Source organism: Bradyrhizobium sp. (genome assembly GCF_004799405.1).
Classification (GTDB): Bacteria; Pseudomonadota; Alphaproteobacteria; order Rhizobiales; family Xanthobacteraceae; genus Bradyrhizobium.
In genome coordinates this window covers 1-2755 of the sequence record NZ_SSMW01000157.1, presented here as the reverse complement: position 1 = coordinate 2755, position 2755 = coordinate 1, and the positions used below count along the sequence as shown (strand labels likewise).

3 protein-coding genes are annotated in these 2755 nt (G+C 59.0%); 1 reads left to right on the top strand and 2 read right to left on the bottom strand.

Annotated features, from left to right (window positions below; translation table 11 throughout):
* Nucleotides 1–1755: ATP-dependent RecD-like DNA helicase (locus tag E7813_RS25240; protein ID WP_291578015.1), on the top strand; the 1755-nt coding region annotated here is incomplete at its 5' end.
* 62 nt (nucleotides 1756–1817) lie between these two features.
* Here the strand turns inward: E7813_RS25240 and E7813_RS25235 are convergent.
* On the bottom strand, nucleotides 1818–2105 hold the full coding sequence (locus tag E7813_RS25235) for a HigA family addiction module antitoxin (protein ID WP_291578014.1): 288 nt from the start codon (nucleotides 2103–2105) through the stop codon (nucleotides 1818–1820).
* Nucleotides 2106–2108: 3 nt separating this feature from the next.
* Nucleotides 2109–2396: a type II toxin-antitoxin system RelE/ParE family toxin gene (locus E7813_RS25230; protein WP_291578013.1), complete on the bottom strand. Its 288-nt coding sequence runs from the start codon at nucleotides 2394–2396 to the stop codon at nucleotides 2109–2111.
* Nucleotides 2397–2755 lie beyond the last annotated feature (359 nt).

The window sequence follows — 2755 nt, the reverse complement described above, 5'->3', positions numbered from 1 at the left end:
AAGATCGTGCGCGAGATCATGGTCTTCCTGCACAGCCATGGGGTTGGTACGGCAAGGGCAGTCCGTATTTACAAGACCTACGGTTCGGATGCCGTCCAGGTCATGACGGAAAACCCGTATCGGCTGGCGCGTGATATCCGTGGCATCGGTTTCAAGACCGCCGACGCCATTGCCATGAAGCTCGGAATCGAAAAGACGGCCCTGGTGCGAATTCGCGCGGGGATTTCCTACGCGTTGACCGAGGCCATGGATGAGGGACATTGCGGCTTGCCGATCGAAGAGCTGATACCGCTCGCCGAGAAGCTGCTCGAGGTGCCACAGGAGCTCATCCGCACTGCGATTGAACTTGAGCTGCAGGAGGGCACGGTGGTCGGCGACCGTGTCGGTGAAACGCCCTGTGTATTTCTGGCCAGTCTGCATCGGGCGGAGCGCGGCATCGCCGATCGGCTGATGCGACTGGCAAATGGCCCGTTGCCTTGGCCCTGGATCGATCCGGAAAAGGCGCTGCCGTGGGTCGAGAAGCGTATCGGGCTCGCCCTTGCCGAAAGCCAGGTCGCCGCGATCCGGCTCGCCCTGATGTCCAAGGTCGTGGTGATGACCGGCGGTCCCGGCGTCGGCAAGACCACCATCATCAATGCCATTCTGCGCATCCTCGCGGCGAAGGGCACCAACCTTCTACTGTGCGCACCGACCGGCCGCGCTGCAAAACGCATGACTGAGGCTTCCGGCTTTGAAGCCAAGACTATCCACCGGCTGCTTGAGGTCGATCCCAAGGGTGGTGGTTTCAAGCGCGGCGAAGACAACCCACTCGACTGTGACCTCCTGGTCGTCGACGAGACTTCAATGGTCGATGTCATGCTGATGCAGGCGCTCATGAAGGCGGTGCCGGACAATGCCGCACTTTTGATCGTTGGAGACATCGACCAGCTTCCTTCGGTCGGTCCCGGCCAAGTGCTGGCAGACGTCATTTCATCCGGGTCGGTGCCGGTGGTGCGTCTCACTGAAGTGTTCCGGCAGGCAGCACAGAGCCGCATCATCACCAGCGCCCATCGAATAAATCAGGGCACGATCCCCGATCTCAGCTCGCCTGGAACCGAGAGTGACTTCTATTTCGTGCAGGCGGACGACCCCGAAACCGCCGTGTCGCGCATTATCGAATTGGTGAAGACGCGGATCCCCAAACGGTTCGGCCTCGATCCCGTTCGCGACATCCAGGTGCTTTGTCCGATGAACCGCGGTGGTATCGGCGCTCGCTCGCTGAACATTGAACTCCAGGCGACCTTGAACCCGGCCGGTGAACGCAAGGTAGAGCGTTTCGGCTGGACCTTTGCGCCTGGCGACAAGGTGATGCAGATCGAGAACGACTACGACAGGGAGGTCTATAACGGCGACATCGGCTACGTCGATGACGTCGACCCGGAGGCCGGCGAACTCACCGCGAGCTTCGACGGTCGTTCAGTCACCTATGGCTTCGGCGAACTCGATACCTTGGTGCCCGCCTATGCCGCCACGATTCATAAATCCCAGGGCTCGGAATACCCAGCCGTAGTCATCCCGGTCATGACGCAGCACTACACCATGCTGCAGCGGAACCTTCTCTACACCGGCGTCACACGTGGGAAGCGGCTGGTTGTACTGGTCGGCCAGAAAAAGGCCATCGCGATCGCGGTGCGCAACATCTCGGGCCGGTGTCGGTGGTCGAAACTGGCCGAGTGGCTGCGTCCGGGCACCCCGTCGCACGGCAAATCGGCATGACGGAAGCCGCAGCGCAAAATTACTCTTTCTGATATTCCTCCCAATCGTTCGATCGCCGTACCTCACGCCACATCCGCAGGTCGAACACGGCTCGCGATCTTGGCGCCGTGTTCACGCTCGATGACAGCAATGTCGTACTGGCTCTGCAGATCAAGCCAGAATTGGGCACGATTTCCAAAATATCGGCCGAGCCTGACGGCCGTATCTGCAGTGATCGACCGGCGTCCATTGAGTATGTCGGTGATGCGACCCGATGGTACGCTGAGATCGAGCGCGAGCCGATTTGCGCTGAGCTCGCGCGCTTTTAATTCACGCTTCAAGAAGCTGCCTGGATGTGTTGCGAATGGCATACGCTATCCCTCGTGGTAATCTACGATCTCTACGTCGTGGGCGTCGCCCTTCCTGAACACAAAGCAAATGCGCCAACACGTGTTCACGGTCATCGCCCATTGGCCTTTGCGGTCTCCCTTGAGCTTGTGCAGTCCGACGCTCTTGAGTGGACTCAAGTCTTGCAGGGTGCTGGCGACGTTCAATGCGGACAACAAATCCAGCGCCCAGGCAAAATCCAAGCCGCGAAATTGATTGGGCGTTTCGCCGTCCCACACCTTACGGCTGGCAGCGTTGTGCCACGATCGGATCATGGCAGGAACGTACTACGGGTGGCGGATACACACAACGGCTGTTTTTCGAAGACACGGCTAAAATAGGAGCCTGGCTCAAATCGTTGCTCTCGTTCAGTCGCGATCGACTATTTTCGAGGCTTTTCTTTCGCAGACTTACGTAGGCGTACGCCCTGGGCCACCGCCGTTCTCGTCGATGAATTCGACAACGGCCATCATTTCATCGTGCGGGTTCGGCGCTCAGCGATCGATATCTGGCTTCTTCTTTGCGTTGATCGCTAGTTCAACCATTCTCCTGATTGTTTCGGCGCCGCTTTTCCCTGCCGCCAGACGTAGTTGCAGCGAACGAACCTTGTGGTAGTGTGTACACAACCCATCAC

Bases quoted from the DNA above. Each gene is read 5' to 3' on its own strand.
- E7813_RS25230 (WP_291578013.1), bottom strand. From the start codon at position 2,396: ATGATCCGATCGTGGCACAACGCTGCCAGCCGTAAGGTGTGGGACGGC.
- E7813_RS25235 (WP_291578014.1), bottom strand. From the start codon at position 2,105: ATGCCATTCGCAACACATCCAGGCAGCTTCTTGAAGCGTGAATTAAAA.